Raw genomic sequence first — 15,823 nt, 5'->3', positions numbered from 1 at the left:
GCCGCGACAGCGGCGGGCAATGCACCGTCGCACGTCCATGCGGTGCGTTGCGCCTTCGGCGCGAACGCACCCTACGGGCTACGGGCGTCGTTCGTGTCGGGCCGGTTCACTCCCGAACGCGGGTCAGTGCTCCGTGATCCACTTCAGCAGCAGGGCATGCTCCAGGTCCCGGGCGCGGGCGAGCTGGGTTTTGGCGGCGCGCACCGCCGTGCCCGAGTAGTGCAGGTAGCCTTCATCGAAGGCGCGGCGCCGCTCCAGGTCCGAGGCGAACACGGCGAACACCAGCCGGTTGCCGCTGGACCCGCGCGCCACGCCCGCCAGCCCGCGCCCATGAAACATGGTGCCGCTCTTGGCCCAGACGCGCGGCACCACGTCGCCCGCGCGGACCAGCGACGCGATCTCGCGCCCGGCGGCCTCGGGGAAGTGGCGGGCCGGCATCAGCCGCAGATAGGGCGCGCCCATGGCGGATCGGTCGGCGCCATAGCGCAGGATGGAAACGATCTGCTCCGGGCTGGCGCGGCTGTCCGGCGACAGGCCCGAGTGGTTGGCCAGATGGAAGCCGGTCCAGTCCACCCAGGGCAGGGTCTCGGCCAGCCACCGTTCCAGGCGCGCCGCCGAGTCAGGGATGCTCAGCGGACCGCCCTCCAGGCGTCGGGTGGTCGCCAGCCCCAGCAGTTCCGAGACCAGGTTGTTGCTGTGCTTGAGGGCCGCAACGGTGATGGAGTCCAGCGACCGGCTGAAGTGCTGGGCCACGATGGGGCCCCGGGCCGGCCCCATCGCCGGCGCGGGCTCGGGCAGGGTGATGCCGGCCTCGGCGCAGAGTTCCCGGAACACGGCGGCCACGAACGGCGCCGGCGCCTTCACCGGCAGCCACAGCGCCCCGCGCCCCGGGGCGAGGGGCGCCATCTTCCATTGCTCGGTGACCAGCCCGGCGTCGTCGCGGGTGCCGGGCGGCGGGAAGGCATGGCGCAGCATGGGACCGCTCCGGGACCAGCCCACCGAGAGATCATAGCTGCGCTCCACCCGGATCGGGGCCACCGGCGGGGTGCCGTGGGTCCGGACCCGCTTGATGTAGTCGCCGTCCCACTCGATCCGAACCCGGTTGAAGTCCAGCGACAGGGCCGACAGGCCGGGGTTGTAGCTGTGCTCGGCCGGTTGGGTCGGCTCCAGGGCCGAGGCCGCGACCAGCGCCGAGTCGTCATAGACGAACGGACCGTCCAGCGTCTCCAGACCGGCGGCCTTCAGGGCCTCGACCAGTTCCCGCAGATCCTCGGAGTCCAGCACCGGATCGCCGCCGCCCACCAGGGCCAGGGTGCCCCGCCAGGTGCCGCCCGTGCGGTCGCCGTCGAAGCGCACCAGGGTGGGAAAGGTGTGGTCCGGCCCCAGCACCGACAGCGCGGCCACCGTGGTCGGCACCTTGGCCACCGAGGCCGGCAGGAAGTCCGCCCGGGTGGCGTTGTGCCCGGCGAGGTACTCGCCCGTGTCCAGGTCGAACACCAGATAGCCCACCTGCTCCGGCGCGAAGCCGGCGGCGGCGATCAGGTCCGCCTCGCTGGGGCGCGGGTTGGCGGGCTTGGGACCGGGCGGCCGGGGCGGCCCGGCCAGGGGCCGCATGGCCAGATCGACGCGCCCGCCGCCCAGGGTGGGCTCGCCACCGCCCGGCGGTCCCGGATCGGGCACGGTCAGGATCACCGTGGGCTTGGTCGGCGGCGGCGGTGGCGGCGCGCCGGCCTCCGCCCAGGCCGACGGCGCGGCCAGGATCAGCGCGCCGGCGAGCAGCGCCGCGACGCCAAGGCGGAGACGCTCCGCCGCCGGAGCCGGACTGCGGGCCGCGTGACGCGGCATGGGCGCTCTCCTTCCTGTGATCGTGTTCAGAGCGACACGCGGCCGGTCGCCCGCCTCACGCGCGGACCGACCTTCAGCCCGGCCAATCATGGCCATCTCAAGGCATCGTATCAAAGGAAGGGGCCCTGTGACCAAAGTTAATCCGGGCGCGGTCCGGTTGCCCGGATCCCCGCGCGATCCGCCCCGGTTCGCCCCGCGCCAGAATGGCCGGAGGAAGTTGCCAGAGCGTAAAGACCGGCCAGGATCGGGGCGACCGCGGGGCCCCGATATGGCGGAATCAGGGCGCCTCCCGGACGAGGACCCGCACCCGCGCCCGGCCGTGATCCCGGGTGTCGGCCAGCGCGAAGCCGGCCGGGGGGTCCAGCGGCTCGTCGCACCCGGTTTCCACGACGCACAGGGCGCCCGGGGCCACCCAACCGGCGGCCGCCAGGGCGGCCAGCGTCGGCGCGGCGAGCGCCTGCCCGTAGGGCGGATCCAGCAGCAGCAGCGTGCAGGGGTCCCGCCCGGCGGGGCGCGCGGGCGGTCGGGTGGCGTCGGCCCGGCGCACGGTCACGGCGGCCGCCACGCCCCAGGCGGCGGCCCGATCGGACAGCGCCCGCACCAGGGCGGCGTCCCGCTCCAGGAAGGTGACATGCCCGGCCCCCCGGGACAGGGCCTCCAGCCCCAACGCGCCGGTGCCGGCGAAGGCGTCCAGCACCGGGGCTCCGGCCAGAACGAAGCGACCGTCCGCCTGGAAACGGTGGGTCAGCACGTCGAACAGCGCCGCCCGCGCCCGCTCCGACGTAGGCCGGACGGCCCGGCCGGGCGGCGCCTCCAGGCGGCGGCCGCGCAGGGTTCCACTGACGATGCGCATGGGAGGGGCGGTCTCCGGAGGGCCGGGAAGGGGGTACGGACGGCCCGCACCATGGACCGGCCCCGGGGCCGCGTTCAAGCGGTGAGGGGGCCTCACGCCGGCTGGGGCGGCGGAGACGCCTCACCCGCCAGCACGCGCCAGGCCGGGAACCGCAATGTGACCGTGGTGCCGTGGCCGGGTTCGCTGGCCAGGATCAGGCTGCCCGCATGCAGCTCGATGAAGCCCTTCACCAGGGCGAGCCCCAGGCCGGTGCCGGTGGTGAACGCCGGCCGGTCGGACAGTCCCCCCCGGGCACCGGACAGACCGCTGACGTTGCTGCCCTGCTGGAACGGCTCCAGCACGATCTGAAGGTCCGCATCCGGGATCCCCTGCCCGGTGTCGGAGACCATCACCCGGGCGCAGTCCTCGGGGTCCATGTTGGCGGTGACGAGCACCCGCCCCCCCTCCGGGGTGAAGCGCAGGGCATTGGCGACGATGTTCATGAGCATCTGGCGGATCACCCGCCCGTCGCCGCGGATCAGGGGCAGCGCCGGCTGCACATCCACGTCAAGGCGGACGCCCCGGGCGTTGGCCTGGCCCATCATCAGGCCGGTGGTGCGAACCACCTCGGCGCCCAAATCCACGGGCCCCTCGGTCAGAACCATGCGCCCGGATTCGATCTTGGACAGGTCCAGCACGTCGTTGACCAGCGCGAGCAGGTGCTCGCCGCTGGTGCGGATGTCGCGGGCATACTCCTCGTAGGTGGGTGTGCCCAGCGGCCCCAGCACCTTCTGTTCCATCATCTGGGAGAACCCGAGGATGGCGTTCAGAGGCGTGCGCAACTCGTGACTCATGGTAGCCAGGAAGCGGGACTTGGCCTGATCCGACTCCTCGGCGCGGCGACGGTCGGCCAGGGCCTCGGACCGGGCGTCCTCCAACTGGCCGACCTGCCGGGTCATGATCCGCCCCCCCATCGCGATGCCGGCCAGTCCCACAGCCCAGACCGCCAGATGCCAGGTGACCGAGAAGGCCCGCGTCGGCGCCTGGATCGCCTGGACCGGGGTCATCGGAATCGTCACGCTGATGCCGCCGCGCACATCGCCCAGGGCATAGCCCTGCGTGTCGTGGCAGGTCAGGCAGGACTCATCGACGGTCAACGGCCGCATGTAGCGCAGGATCGGCACCCCCTCGCCGGTGACGGCCTGTTCCGTGTGGTCCTGGGCGCCCGCCTCGAAACGCTCCAGCGCCCGCCGCTCCCACGGCTGGGGCGCGTTGGCCGGCCGGACGGGGTCCAGGCTGGTGATGCGGCTGAGGATGCCGGTGCGCTCCTCGGCGATGCCGTGGACGATGCGCGTCATGTAGGACGGATTGACCAGCGTCAGCGGCCCGATATCCGAGTCGATATCCCGGCTCTCGACCTTGAGGTACGGGTTCGGGGCGACATGGGTGACGGGCGCATAGACCCCGCCCATCCGGGCGTTCCAGGCGCGGTAGACCAGATCGCGTTCGAAGGCGCCGGCGGCATGGAAGCGGGCGAGCGAGACGACCTGCTCGGTGAGAAGGCGGGTCTCCCAGTACAGGGACCCCCACAGGAGGGCCGTCCAGCCCACCATCAGACCCAACGTCGCCAGAAGCATGCGACGCCGCAGACGCGAACCGTGTCCCATCGCGTGTCTTGACGCCCTTCCGTCCCGAGGGGCCCGGTTCCGGGCCCCAAGGCGACCTGTCCCCTCGCGCTGCAACCCTGCGGCGGAACGGGTTGGGTCCTCTTGCCGTTACGCGACGATCATGCGGCAACCGCGCCCGGATTTCCAGACGTTTCGAAGGCAACACGGGCGTGATGCCAACGGCCTCTGCCGAGGACCGTTGAAGTCCGTGGCCGGCCCTCTCCCCCACCCCACCACCCAATAGGATACTCTCGTGGGTGGCCGGGTGGGGAAAGAGGGCCGGTGCCGCTGGCGTGAAACGAACCCGGCGGCGCGTGGGGGGATCGCGCCGCCGGGCCGGGACATCGGGTGAAACAACAACCGGGCGGCACGCCCCTCGCGAGGGTCATGCCGCCCGGTCATACCAGCCACGCGGCGGCGGCCGGGGGGCAGCCGCCGCCGGTGGCGGCTCCGTCAGGCGATCCAGAACGGCTTGTCCGTCTCGCCGCGGACGGAGTCCACGCTCAGCCCGATGTCGCGCAACATGCGGTCGTCCAGCGCGCGCAACTGCGCGCGGGTCCGGGCCCGCTCGATCCACACGGCGACCTGGCGGACGATCCCGTCTCCAAGCGCCCCGAAGACGGGGGACTGACCGCGCGCGGCCGCCGGGCGGGTCGGCGCGGAGAGCGGTGCGGGGTGATGAGCGAAACCGGACAGGGTCGTCATGGGTCGATCTCCCAGGAGTCAATCGGCGGACAGGAGCGTCGGGCAGCACCTTGAAGATGCGCCCGGACCCATGCACCGGACAAACGAGTCTTTCTCGGACCCAGGATGAGCGGAATTGGGTCATCGGCGAAACCGGTCCGTCGGCCCCGCCAGACCGCTTTCGATCCCGTGCGTCCCCGCCTATACTCCGGCGCCATGCGACTGACGACCCGCTACATTCTGCGCCAGCTCGTGACCAGCCTCGTTCTCGGAACGGCCGCGCTGGTGACGCTGCTGTGGCTCATCAACTCGTTGCGCTTCTTCGACGCCTTCATCAACAAGGGGCTGGCCGTCGGCACCTTTTTGAAGCTGACGATGCTGCTGATGCCGGGCTTCCTGACCTTCTTCCTGCCCATCGCGCTGTTCGCGGTCATCCTGTTCGTCTACAACCGCATGACCCACGACCGGGAACTGGTGGTCATGCAGTCCGCCGGCCTCAGCCGCTGGCGGATCGGCCGGCCGGCCCTGGTGCTGGGCGTGCTGCTGTCCGGCTTCGGCTACTACCTGACCCTGGACGCGGTCCCCAGGCTGGAGGCCGCCTTCAACGACCTGTGGTTCGAGATCCGCCAGGAAATGACCCGCATCGCGCTGGACGAGGGCGCCTTCACCGAGGTGGACGAGCACCTGACCATCTATGTCCGCGAGGGCACCCCGCAAGGCGACCTGAACGGGATCATCATCCACGACCGCGCCGATCCGGGCGTGGATGTCACCATCACCGCCCGGCGCGGCGCGCTGGTCTACGAGGACGGACGGGCCCGCGTCGTCATGGTCAAGGGGGTCCGCCAGGAACGGGACAAGGCGACCGGACGGGTCAGTTTCCTGTTCTTCGACAGCCAGTCCGTGCCCATCGGCACCGAAAACGCCCAGACCATGATCCGGGTGCCGGAAAACAGGGAACGGCCCATCGGGCAGTTGTTCACCCTGCAGACCGGCGACAGCATGTCGCCGCACACACCGGACCGATTCTCGGACAGCATGGTCCGCAGCGCGCGCATGGAGGCCAACCAGCGCCTGTCCAAGCCGATCGCCAACATCGCCTTTGCGCTGCTGGCGCTGGGGGCGCTGCTGGCCGGGCAGTTCAACCGCCAGGGCCGCAACGCCCGCGTCGGCATCGCGGTGATCGCGGTGGTGCTGTGCCAGGCCTCGTTGTTGGGCGCGGCCAACCTGGCCAAGTCGGACTCGACCTACCTGCCGCTGCTCTACGTGGGTCCGCTGGGCACGCTCGCCCTGGGCCTGTGGTGGATGCTGCGCTATCCGCGCCCCGGCCGGGCGGAAATCACGTGACCGATCCCGCCGCGCAGACCCCGAAGCCGGGTGCGCCGCATTCCGGCTCGGCCGCCGCCTGGCGCCTGATCTGGCGCTTCCTGCGCGCCACGGCGGGGCCGTGGTGGCCCTATCTGGCGGCCGGCGGCGTGGCCATGCTGCTGGTCGCGGGGTCCACCGCGCTGACGGCCTGGCTGATGAAGCCGGCGGTGGACGACGTCCTGGCCGCGCAGGACCCGACCATGATGTGGGTCGTCGGGCTGGGCCTGCCCGGGGCGTTCGCGCTCAAGGGCATCTCCAACTACATGCAGCGGGCAAGCATGCTCTATGCCGGCCTGGGCATGGTGGCGACCGCCCGCACGCGGCTGTTCGGCCATCTGCTGGGCCTGGACCTTGCGTTCTTCCAGGCCAACCCGATCGGCACCCTGACGTCCCGCCTGATCGTGGACCTGGACACCCTGAAAAACACCATCACGTCCACCGGCATCGCGCTGGGGCGCGACGTGGCGACCCTGGTCAGCCTGATCGTGACCCTGATGGTCATGGACTGGCGGCTGAGCGTGGTCGGGCTGCTGATCTTTCCCGCCGTGGTGCTGCCGGTGCTGGCGCTGGGGCGGCGCGCCCGCCTGCGCACGGGCGAGTTGCAGGAGACGATGGGCCGCTTCGACGCCATGCTGTCCGAATCCTTCGAGGGCGTGCGCGTGGTCAAGGTCTTCGGCACCCCGGCGCGCGAGCGCGCCCGCGCCCATTCCCTGGTGGAACGCCTGTTCACCTCCATGTTCCAGGTGGAGAAGACCAAGATGCTCTCGGCCTTCCTGATCGAGGTCGCCGCCGGCATCGCGGTCAGTCTGGTGGTGCTGTACGGCGGGCTTCGCGTGATCGAGGGCGGCACCACCCCCGGCACCTTCTTCGCCTTCATCACGGCGCTGATCCTGGCCTATCGACCGATCAAGAAGCTGGGCAACCTGAACGCCACGCTGATGGAGGGCGTGGCGGTGCTGGACCGGCTGTTCCAGGTGCTGGATGCCCGCCCGATCCTGGTGGACACGCCCGCCAGCCCGCCGCTGGCCGTCTCCAGCGGTGCGATCCGGCTGGAGGGCGTCCATGTGGAGCACCCGAACGCCGCCATTCCCGCGCTGCGCGGCGTGACCCTGGATATCCCGGCGGGCCGCACCGTCGCCCTGGTGGGGCCCTCGGGCGCGGGCAAGACCACGGTGCTCAATCTGGTGGCCCGGCTGCTGGACCCCACCAGCGGGCGCGTGCTGATCGATGGCCAGGACATCCGGGGCGTGCCGCTGGACTCCCTGTGGCGGCACATCGCCCTGGTCACGCAGGACGTCACCCTGTTCGAAGGCACGGTGCTGGAGAACATCCTGTTCGGCGCCCCCGGCCCGGTGGACCCGGCCGATCCGACGCCGGACTGGCGGGCGCGGGCCGAAGCGGCCGCGCGCGACGCCGACGCCATGGACTTCATCACCGCCCTGCCCCGGGGCTTCGACACCCAGATCGGCGAAAGCGGCCTGCGCCTGTCCGGCGGCCAGCGCCAGCGGCTGGCCATCGCGCGGGCCATGGTGAAGGACGCGCCGATCCTGCTGCTGGACGAGGCCACCGCCGCCCTGGACCGCGACACCGAACGCCGGGTGCAGGCGGCCCTGGAGCGCCTGGGCCAGGGGCGCACCACCCTGATCGTGGCGCACCGGCTGGCCACCGTGCGGGGCGCGGACACCATCTGCGTCATGGACGGCGGCCGCATCATCGAGAGCGGCCCCCATGACGCCCTGGTGGCCCAGGGTGGGCTGTATGCGCGCCTGTGGGCCGGCCAGGGCGGCGAGATCATTCCGGCGGAATGATGCCGCCGAGGGCAACGGGCTCAGGTTAACATGACGGCCCGTTCCGTGCGGTCAGAGCAGGCCTCCCGAGATCCCTCGTCTCGCTTCGCTCACTCGGGATGACACACCAAAATGATAGGATGTCATCCTGAAGCCGCGAAGCGGCTGAAGGATCTCGAGCGCGGGTCTCCGACCCTTTGCAAAGACCTGCAGACGGGATCCCGTCAACCTGAGACCGTTGCCCTGTGATTCCGCTAGGATGTCATCCTGAAGCCGCGAAGCGGCTGAAGGATCTCGAGCGCGGGTCTCCGACCCTTTGCAAAGACCTGCAGACGGGATCCCGTCAACCTGAGACCGTTGCCCTGTGATTCCGCTAGGATGTCATCCTGAGGCCGCGAAGCGGCTGAAGGATCTCGAGCGCGGGTCTCCGACCCTTTGCAAAGACCTGCAGACGGGATCCCGTCAACCTGAGACCGTTGCCCTGTGATTCCGCTAGGATGTCATCCTGAAGCCGCGAAGCGGCTGAAGGATCTCGAGCGCGGGTCTCCGACCCTTTGCAAAGACCTGCAGACGGGATCCCGTCAACCTGAGACCGTTGCCCTGTGATTCCGCCCGGAAGCACTGGCAGACGGCGGCGTCCTGCCGTTATGCTCCGGTTGGTTTCGCAGGCAGGAGGAGTCCCCCATGGCGGCGCGCATCATCACCGTGGCCCAGCAGAAGGGCGGCGCCGGCAAGACGACGGTCGCGGCCCAGCTCGCCGTCACCTGGGCCCGGCGCGGCAACTCGGTCGCCATCGTGGACATCGACCCCCAGCGCAGCCTCGCCTCGTGGCATGGCTGGCGGATGGAGCATCATCCGGACGGCGCGGCGCTGCACCTGTCCGATGTGGCGGGCTGGCGCCTGGGCACCGAGCTGGACCGGCTGCGCGACCGCTTCGACATGGTGGTGGTGGACACGCCGCCCCATGCCGAGACCGAGGCGCGCGCCGCCGTGCGCGCCGGCGACATTCTTTTGTTGCCGGTGCAGCCCAGCCCCATGGACCTGTGGGCCACCCGCACCACCGTGGAGATGGCCACGAAGGAAAAAACCGACGCCCTGATCGTCATGAACCGCATGCCGCCGCGCGGCAAGCTGCCGGACATCATGCTGGAAAAGCTGCTGGAAGAGGGCCTGCCCATCGCTCACACCAAGCTGGGCAACCGCGTCGCCTATGCCGCCAGCATGATGGAGGGCAAGGGCGTGGTGGAGTACCAGCCGCGCTCCACCGCCGCGCGCGAGATCGGCGCGCTGGCCATGGAGGTGCTGGCCACCCTCAAGGGCCGCGCGAAAAAGCGGTAGGGCGCCTCAGCGATCAGCCGCCCTTCAACGTCAACGGCAAACCGGCGGCGACGAACAGCACGCGGTCGCAGATGGCCGCCACGCGTTGGTTCAGCACGCCGGCCTCGTCGCGGAAACGGCGGCCCAGGGGCGTTTCCGGCACCAGGCCCAGGCCGACCTCGTTGGCGACCAGCACCACCGGCGCGCTGCGGTCCTCCAGGGCCCGCACCAGCAGGCCGACCCGTGCACCCACGTCCATCTCGTCCAGGATCAGGTTGGTGAGCCACAGGGTCAGGCAGTCCACCAGCACCGGCACGGCATCATGGGTGCGCAGGGCCGCGTCCAGGTCCACCGGCACCTCCTCCGTGATCCAGTCCCGGCCGCGCCGCTCCCGGTGCAGGCGCACGCGCTCGTCCATCTCCGGATCATCGCCCGGCGCTCCCCAGGGGCGGAACGTGGCCAGATAGGCCGGGACCTGACCGCGCGCGCGGGCGGCCTCCAGGGTCAGGGCTTCGGCATGGCGGCTCTTGCCCGAGCGCGCGCCGCCCAGGATCAGGGTACAGGTCGGAGTCTGGGTCACGCCCGGTCCACCTCCAGCGTCAGGAAATGCGTCGCGCAGGAAATGCACGGATCGTAGTTGCGGATGGCCTGCTCGCACACCCACTTCAGCCGCGCGTCGTCGGCCTCGATGTGGGCAGCCACCACGTCCCACAGGTCCTCGCCGATGCTGCGCTGGTTCTGGGCCGTGGGCGGCACGATGCAGGCGTGCGTGATGTGGCCGGTGTCGTCCAGCGTATAGGCATGATGGCACAGGCCGCGCGGCGCTTCCGTGGCGCCGTGGCCGGTACCGGCGCGCGGCGGGATCTCCGGGTGCGGCGGGTCCGGCGCCGCATAGGCGTCCACCAGCGCCCGCGCATCGATCACCGCCTGAAGCGTCTCGACGGCGCGCACGATGATGCTCTGGAACGGATTGCGCACCACCCGCCCCAGCCCGGCCGCCTGCGCGGCGGCCCTCGCCTCCGGCGCCAACTGGTCGAAGTTCAGCGCATAGCGCGCCAGCGGCCCGACGTGATAGGTCCGGCCGTCCCGGGTCGCGCCCACCAGGGCGTTGCTGTTCTTCTGGTGATCCTCGCTGAAGTGGTCGTGGAACGCCTGCACCGGCACGTCGAGCCCGTCCGAGGACACAATCCGGCCCTCGCAGACCGCATAGTGATCGTCGGTGTGCAGGGCGACGAACAGATAGTCCCGTTCCACCGCCGGCATGGGCAGGGTGGCCGTGAACCCGACCAGCCCGCGCGCCGCCTCCAACGCCCAGTCCAGTTCGGCGCGCAGCGCCAGGACCTCGTCGCGCGACGGCGACCGCCAGACCCCGCCCACGCGCAGGTTCACCGGATGGATGGCGCGGCCGCCGATGACCTCAAGGATGTGATTCCCCAGCTTCTTCAGGCGCAGCGCGGTCTTGACGATCTCCGGATGGTCCTGGGCCATGCGGATGGAGTCCTCATAGCCCAGGAAGTCCGGCGCGTGCAGCATGGCGATGTGCAGCACGTGGCTTTCGATCCACTCGCCACAATAGATCAGGCGGCGCAGCCGGCGCATGTCGGCGGACACCGACAGGCCGAGCGCATCCTCCATCGCCAGACTGGCCCCGAGCAGATAGGCCACGGGGCAGATGCCGCAAATGCGCGCGGTGATATCGGGCGCATCGGAATAGGGCCGACCGCGCAGCAGCGCCTCGAAAAAGCGCGGCGGCTCGTGGATGGTGAAGGCCACGTTCTTGAGTTGGCCGTCGCGGATGCGCACCGACAGCGCGCCCTCGCCCTCGACGCGGGCGAGGTTCTCCACCTTGATCCGGCGCGTGGCCCCGGCTGCCTTAGCCATGGCGCTGGCCCTCCTCCCGGAAGCCCGGGGCGTTGGCGTTGAAGGTGTGGAACAGGTGGCGGGTCGCCGGGCCGTCCAGGCCGCTGCCGCCCTGCGCCGGACCGGCCCGCAGATGGCCCGCCAGGGCGCGGGTGTTCACACCCTCCGCCGGGCCGAAACAGCCGTAGCAGCCGCGCCCGACACGCGGACACAGGTTGCCGCAGCCGGCCTGGGTGACCGGCCCCAGGCAGGGTTCGCCCTTGGCCACCATGACGCAGACGGTGCCGGCCCGCTTGCACTCGACGCACTGGCTGTAGTTGGGCAGGCGCGGCTGGCGGCCCTGGATGAGCGCGGTCAGCACGTGCAGAAGCTGGCCCCGGTCGATGGGGCAGCCGCGCAATTCGACGTCCACCGGCACGTGGTGGGCGATGGGGGTGCTGGTGTCCAGCGTCTTGATGAAGTCCGGGCGGGCATAAACGGCGCGGATATAGTCCTCGGTGTCGGCCATGGACTTGAGCGCCTGAATGCCGCCGCTGGTGGCGCAGGCCCCGATGGTGACCAGGACCTTCGACTGCCGCCGGATCTTCTGCAGCCGCTTCAGGTCGTGCGCCGTGGTGATGGAGCCCTCGACCAGCGAAACATCGTAGGGACCGGGCACGGTGGCCCGGGTGGCCTCCAGGAAGTACGCGATCTCGACCGCGCCCACCACGTCCAGCAACTCGTCCTCGCAGTCCAGCAGGCTGAGTTGGCAGCCGTCGCAACTGGCGAACTTCCACACCGCCAGCTTGGGGCGGCGCGGGGCGTCGGATCCATCCGTGCTCATGATACCGCCCTCCTCAAACCTCGGACTGCGCCAGCCGCGTGGCGACCCGGTCATAGCGAAACACCGGGCCGTCCTTGCACACGAAGTCCGGCCCCCACTGGCAGTGGCCGCAGAAGCCGATGGCGCATTTCATGTTCCGTTCCATGGACAGGAACAGCCGCTCGGCCGCCACGCCCCGGTCGAGCAGCGCCTGCGCCACATGACGCATCATGATTTCCGGCCCGCAGACATAGGCCGCCGTGTCGCGGGCATCGAAGCCGCCGCGCGCGATCAGCTTGGTGACCATGCCGACCGGACCGGACCAGCGGCCGGTCGCCCGGTCCACGGTGACGTGCACGGTCATGTCGAAGCGCCCGCGCCAGGCGGACACCTGCTTGCGGTACAGGATGTCCTCGGGGGTGCGGGCCCCGTACAGCAGCACCACGTTGCCCAGGCGGCCCCGGCGCGCCAGCACGGCGTGGATCAACGGCCGCAGCGGGGCGAGCCCAATGCCGCCGGCCACAATGACCACGTCATGACCGTCGGCGGCCTCCACCGGCCAGGGTGTGCCGAACGGACCGCGCACGCCGATGACATCGCCGACCCGCAGCGCCTTCATGGCGTTGGTCACCTGCCCCACCGCGCGCGTGGTATGGATCAGGCGCTCGGGCCGCTCCGGATCGCCGCTGATGCTGATCGGCACCTCGCCCGCGCCGTGGATGTAGAGCATGTTGAACTGGCCGGGGCGGAACGTTAGCGGCGACCCCTCCAGGGGTGCCAGGTCGATCGTGAAGGTGTCCGACAGGTCGCGTTGCCAGCGCTCGATCCGGAACGGCCGCGGACGCATGGGGTCGAGCGCCGTCATCGACGCCGGCACGCGGGCGGCGGCGGCGGTCTGGGTCAGGCGGGCGGCGAGATCCGCGCCGGGAGCGGTGTCCATGGCCGGGTCCTCCTCGGCGGGGGTCAGGCCGGCGGCGCGTACAGGTCGAGCATCTGCAGGCGGGCGGCCCGCAGGCGCTCGCCCATCACCGGCACGAAGCGCGCCATCAGGTGGAAGCCCAACTCGTGGTCCGTCTCCATCTTCTCGCGCAGGCAGACCCCGTCCAGGCTGATGGCGCGCACCAAGGACACGGCGCGGGCATCGAAGGTCCAGTGGTGCGGCGGGACCAGCCAGGACCAGCCCAGCGTGTCGTCCTCGTGCAGGGTCTCCAGCACCACCGAGCCCTTGTGAGGCACCTTGACCTCGACGGCCACCTGGCCGTGGCGGAGGATGTAGAATCGGTCGGCCATGCCACCTTCGTGGAAGATGTAGTCGCCCGCGTCGAAGCGCTCGTTGCGGGCGCAGCCAGCCAGTTCGTCCAGGTGCTTCGGCCCCAGCCCGGCGAAGAACGGGTGGGCATTCAGCAGATCGTCCATGTCCTGCAGGGATACCATGGCAGGGCCTCCTCTCCTCGTCCGCGCCGCGCGGCCATCATGCCGGCGGGTCGTCCTTGCGCCGTCGCGGTCCGGTGTGTTGTGGCCGCAGGCGGGCGGGCGCGCGGCGGTTGCGGATGGGCCGATCGGCGGCCAGGGCCGCCACCTCGGCGGTGATATCGATGCCGACCGGGCACCACGTGATGCACCGGCCGCAACCCACGCACCCGCTGGTGCCGAACTGGGCGTGCCAGGACGACAGCTTGTGGGTGATCCATTGCCGGTACCGCGCCCCCCGCTCCTCGCGCACGGCCCCGCCGTGGATATACGAGAACACCTCGGTGAAGCAGGAACTCCAGCGCCGGGTGCGCGTCGCCGTGGCTCCGTCCAGGCTGGTGGAGTCCTCCACCGTGGCGCAGAAGCAGGTGGGGCACGACAGGGTGCAACTGCCGCAGGCGAGGCAGCGCGCGGCCACATCGGCCCAATGGGCATGCTCCGTGGCGTCGGCGAGGATGCGGCTCGCCGCCTCGGGCAGCGCGCGGACCTGGGCGGCGGCGGCCGCATCGGCCTGGGCGCGGCGGGCCGTGTGGTGGTCATCCGTGGCCGGGGTGTGAGGCACCGCCTCCAGCAGCGCAGCCCCGGCCGGACTGCCGGCCCGGGCGAGGTACACGGCGCGGTCGCCCTCCACCAGTTCGGTCAGCGCCACATCGGCGCCCGTATCTCCAGCGGCCGGGCCGGTGCCCATCGCGGCGCAGAAGCAACTCGCCGCCGGCTTCCCGCAGGACACGGCGATCACCAGAGCGTCGCGCCGGCGGAGGGCATAGGCGGGATCGTGGTGCGCGGCCCCGGGATCGGCGAAGACTCCGTCCAGCACGCCCAGCGCCGCCAGATCGCACGGCCGCACGCCCAGGAAGGCGCGCGGGGCGGGCGGCGCCTCCGGGCCCTCGATGGACAAATCCCCATCGGAGTCGCGGCGGGCGGTCCACAGCCGCGCCTCGGGCGGATGCACGAACCGCTTCCAGCCCTGCGCGGGCACTGCATGGGCGAACCGGGCGGGCCCCGTCCCCGGGGCGAGTCGGTAGTGGCCGGCGTCCTGTCTATCGCGCCAGCCCCGGGGCAGGTCGTCAACGCTGGTCAGCGGCGCCAGCACGATGGCGCCGTCCCGGACCGTGGGCCCGATGACCTCGCACCCAGCCTCCCGCAGCACGGCGAACAGCGCCGCCAGACCGTCGTCCGTCAGACAGACGAGGCCCGGGGCGGCGCCGTTCGTCATGCCCGAGTGCTGGTGTGCTTCCCCCGTCATGGCCGCCCCCTTCGGTCCCGCAGCCCCCGCACCCGACGGGGTCCCCCGCGAGTCTGTCCGACGCCGTTCCGTCCGCTCATAGAATACCGGAGGGACGGCGGCAGGGGAACGAAAGTCGGCCCGCGCCGCTGTCTTTCCGCACACACGAAAACACCGCCTCCGGGAGCCCGGGAAGCGGCGGATGGACAATCGGACTGGGCGGACTGGGCGGACTGGGCGGACTGGGCGGACTGGGCGGAACGGCGCCGCGCCCCCTGAGAGGGCGGGACGGTCCCGGACGTGGACCCGACCCGGCAAGAGAACCACCGGCGGCCCGGATGTCCGGGGGGCCCGTCAGGAGCGGGGACCCATCATGGCGAGGCCGACGTGCGGCCCCGCCGTGACGGGAGGGTCCCAGACTCCCAATGGTACGGTACGCTTACGATACGCTCAGGTACGGTACGCTTTCCTGACGTCCTCGCGGTTTTACTGCGCGGACGCGGTCTCCGTGGTCTCGGCCGGCGCGGCGGCCGGGTCCTCGACCTGGGTTTCCTCGATCACCGGCTCCTCGGCGGCGGCGTCCTCGACGGGCGCGGCCTCCTCGGCGGCGGCTTCTTCCTCGGTCGCCGGAGCGGCCTCTTCAGCAGCCGGCGCTTCCGCAGCGGCGGCGTCCTCGCTCACAGCCTCCTCGACCTCGGCGGCGGCCTCCTCGGTGGCCTGAGCGGCCTCCTCGGTGGCTTCCGCAGCGGCGTCTTCGGTGGCCTCGGCCGCGTCCGTCACCGCCTCGGCAGCCTCGCTGGCTTCCTCGGCGGCCATTTCACCGGCCTGCTCCAGGTTATCGACGCCTTCTTCAATGAGGGTCTGCTCTTCCTCGGCAGCCGGCGCTTCGGCAGCGGCGGCGTCCTCGGCCGGAGCGGCCTCCTCGGCAGCCGGCGCTTCAGCAGCGGCGGCGTCCTCGGCCGGAGC

The 15,823-nt window shown here is 71.2% G+C and carries 14 protein-coding genes; 3 read left to right on the top strand and 11 right to left on the bottom strand.

Going from position 1 to position 15,823, the window contains the following annotated elements:
- Positions 1-123: 123 nt before the first annotated feature.
- From dacB to GHC57_RS06455, 4 genes are all read right to left on the bottom strand, one after another.
- Positions 124-1,845 carry a D-alanyl-D-alanine carboxypeptidase/D-alanyl-D-alanine endopeptidase gene (dacB, locus tag GHC57_RS06470; protein WP_170294725.1) on the bottom strand — a complete coding sequence of 574 codons (1,722 nt, stop codon included), beginning with the start codon at positions 1,843-1,845 and terminating at the stop codon, positions 124-126.
- A 277-nt stretch (positions 1,846-2,122) separates the two neighbouring features.
- Positions 2,123-2,698, bottom strand: coding sequence for an RsmD family RNA methyltransferase (locus GHC57_RS06465; protein ID WP_153342374.1), 576 nt, complete (start codon positions 2,696-2,698; stop codon positions 2,123-2,125).
- A 92-nt stretch (positions 2,699-2,790) separates the two neighbouring features.
- A complete protein-coding gene (locus GHC57_RS06460) occupies positions 2,791-4,344 on the bottom strand; it encodes an ATP-binding protein (protein ID WP_153342372.1) in 1,554 nt (517 codons plus the stop codon).
- Between the two features lie 453 nt (positions 4,345-4,797).
- Positions 4,798-5,049, bottom strand: a complete 252-nt coding sequence (locus GHC57_RS06455; RefSeq protein WP_153342370.1) for a DUF1127 domain-containing protein — start codon at positions 5,047-5,049, stop codon at positions 4,798-4,800.
- A 195-nt stretch (positions 5,050-5,244) separates the two neighbouring features.
- Here GHC57_RS06455 and lptF point away from each other — a divergent pair, with 195 nt between their 5' ends.
- The 3 genes from lptF to parA all read left to right on the top strand — a co-directional run bounded on the left by lptF (position 5,245) and on the right by parA (position 9,521).
- Complete coding sequence (gene lptF, locus GHC57_RS06450) at positions 5,245-6,375, top strand: LPS export ABC transporter permease LptF (protein ID WP_170294724.1); 1,131 nt, start codon at positions 5,245-5,247, stop codon at positions 6,373-6,375.
- A complete protein-coding gene (locus GHC57_RS06445) occupies positions 6,372-8,204 on the top strand; it encodes an ABC transporter transmembrane domain-containing protein (RefSeq protein WP_153342366.1) in 1,833 nt (610 codons plus the stop codon). The genes lptF and GHC57_RS06445 overlap by 4 nt, the downstream gene beginning before the upstream one ends.
- Before the next feature lie 663 nt (positions 8,205-8,867).
- Positions 8,868-9,521, top strand: coding sequence for a ParA family partition ATPase (gene parA / locus GHC57_RS06440; protein ID WP_153342364.1), 654 nt, complete (start codon positions 8,868-8,870; stop codon positions 9,519-9,521).
- 13 nt (positions 9,522-9,534) lie between these two features.
- Here the strand turns inward: parA and cobU are convergent, their stop codons facing one another.
- From cobU to GHC57_RS19295, 7 genes are all read right to left on the bottom strand, one after another.
- Positions 9,535-10,080 (bottom strand): bifunctional adenosylcobinamide kinase/adenosylcobinamide-phosphate guanylyltransferase, encoded by a 546-nt coding sequence (gene cobU, locus GHC57_RS06435; RefSeq protein ID WP_170294723.1) that lies wholly within the window; start codon positions 10,078-10,080, stop codon positions 9,535-9,537.
- On the bottom strand, positions 10,077-11,381 hold the full coding sequence (locus GHC57_RS06430) for a Ni/Fe hydrogenase subunit alpha (RefSeq protein WP_153342362.1): 1,305 nt from the start codon (positions 11,379-11,381) through the stop codon (positions 10,077-10,079). Before GHC57_RS06430 ends, cobU begins: the two co-directional genes overlap by 4 nt.
- A complete protein-coding gene (locus tag GHC57_RS06425; RefSeq protein ID WP_153342361.1) occupies positions 11,374-12,183 on the bottom strand; it encodes an NADH-quinone oxidoreductase subunit B family protein in 810 nt (269 codons plus the stop codon). The genes GHC57_RS06430 and GHC57_RS06425 overlap by 8 nt, the downstream gene beginning before the upstream one ends.
- 13 nt (positions 12,184-12,196) lie before the next feature.
- Positions 12,197-13,102: an FAD/NAD(P)-binding protein gene (locus tag GHC57_RS06420; RefSeq protein ID WP_211369132.1), complete on the bottom strand. Its 906-nt coding sequence runs from the start codon at positions 13,100-13,102 to the stop codon at positions 12,197-12,199.
- 23 nt (positions 13,103-13,125) lie between these two features.
- Complete coding sequence (locus GHC57_RS06415) at positions 13,126-13,596, bottom strand: cyclic nucleotide-binding domain-containing protein (RefSeq protein WP_153342360.1); 471 nt, start codon at positions 13,594-13,596, stop codon at positions 13,126-13,128.
- Between the two features lie 37 nt (positions 13,597-13,633).
- On the bottom strand, positions 13,634-14,878 hold the full coding sequence (locus GHC57_RS06410) for a 4Fe-4S dicluster domain-containing protein (protein ID WP_153342359.1): 1,245 nt from the start codon (positions 14,876-14,878) through the stop codon (positions 13,634-13,636).
- Positions 14,879-15,343: 465 nt separating this feature from the next.
- On the bottom strand, positions 15,344-15,823 hold a 480-nt coding region (locus tag GHC57_RS19295; RefSeq protein ID WP_211369131.1), incomplete at its 5' end, for a hypothetical protein.

The sequence above is a fragment of the Roseospira navarrensis genome, from assembly GCF_009601025.1.
In the GTDB taxonomy this organism is placed as follows: domain Bacteria; phylum Pseudomonadota; class Alphaproteobacteria; order Rhodospirillales; family Rhodospirillaceae; genus Rhodospira; species Rhodospira navarrensis.
The sequence above is the reverse complement of the archived record's forward strand: the minus strand, read 5'-3'. Positions and strand labels throughout refer to the sequence as shown.